At 69.6% G+C, this 1,424-nt stretch carries 1 protein-coding gene; it reads left to right on the forward strand.

From position 1 onward, the window contains the following. On the forward strand, positions 1-1,424 hold a 1,424-nt coding region (locus AC5Y3P_RS22300), incomplete at both ends, for an HNH endonuclease signature motif containing protein (RefSeq protein ID WP_500048116.1).

Consider the following 1,424-nt stretch of genomic DNA (forward strand, 5'->3'; position numbering starts at 1 on the left):
GAAGCGATCGCCGAGTTCGCCGCCCGCCACCTCGACACCCCCGAGGACGACACCGCCCGGTGGGCCTGCGACGGCTTCGACTACACCGCCGCCCATATCGCTGCGGCGATGAACCTCACCCACCGCCGCGCCGCCAACCAACTCCACTTGGCCCTCTCGCTCAAAGAGCGCCTACCCAAGACCGCCGAACTGCTCCGCCGCGGCGACATCAGTGCCCGCAGCGCGGCGACCATCTCCTATCGCACCCGCAACGTCACCGAGGACGCCATCGCGGCCGTGGATGCCGAGGTCGCCAAAATCGGGGAGCAGTTCGGCCGGCTCTCCGATAGCGGCGTGGACAACGCCATCGACACCATCATCACCACCCACGACCCCGACGCCGCCGACCAGTACGAACGCGCCGAACTCCAACGCGACATCAAATTCGGCAAACCCGACGACGAGACCGGGCTGACCTCCATCTACGGTGCGCTGCTCGGTCCGCACGCCCAACTACTCAACGACCGCATCACCGCACTGACCAAAACCGTGTGCCGCGACGACCCGCGCACCACCGGACAGTTGCGCTCCGATGCACTCGGAGCGATCGCCGCCAAAGCCGAGCACCTGGCCTGCCAGTGCGGCAACCCCGAGTGCGCCAAAACCCGCCCCGACCCGGTGGCCGCCGAAGCCGTGGTGATCCACATCCTGGCCCAAGCCGCCGCGATCACCCAAGCCGAACAACACAACACCGACCGCGCCCAGCACCTGGCTCGCCAACGCGACTGGCGCGACAACACCCGCACCAACATCGCCGAAGCCGCCCAAACCCAGGCACAAGCCCGGGCACAAGCCCAGGCCGAAACCCACACCGCCGAGCCCACCGAGCCTGCTGCCGCTGCCGAAACAGCTGCAGCTACGGCCGAGCCCGCCGAACCCGCTACCGAGCCTGCCGAACCCGATGCCGAACTCCCCGATCGCGGCGACTCAACCCGCACACCGCCCCGCTACCAGAACCTCACCGCACCCCCACCGCCACCGGAACCACCGGAGCCGCCGCCGGACGACGATGACGACGATGAAGGCGATGGAGGCGCGCCCCCACCGCCACCGGAACCACCACCACCACCACCACCGCTACCGCCGGCGTCGTCGTCGGTGCCGCGGCCGGCGACCGCCCTGGGCGGCGCGATCCTCCCGCCGGCACTGCTGGCCGCGCTGCTACGCGCCGGAGCCACAATCAAAGAACTGCGCACCCCCGACCAAGCACCCGAACCCCGGTATCGGCCCTCACGCACACTGGCCCGCTACATCCGGATGCGCGACATGACCTGCCGCTTCCCCGGCTGCACCGCCAAAGCCTGCGACATCGACCACGCCACCCCCTACCCAGGCGGACCCACCCACCCCGCCAACCTGCGCCAACTGTGCCGAAAACACCACCT

It is taken from the genome of Mycobacterium sp. NGS45, assembly GCF_059812645.1.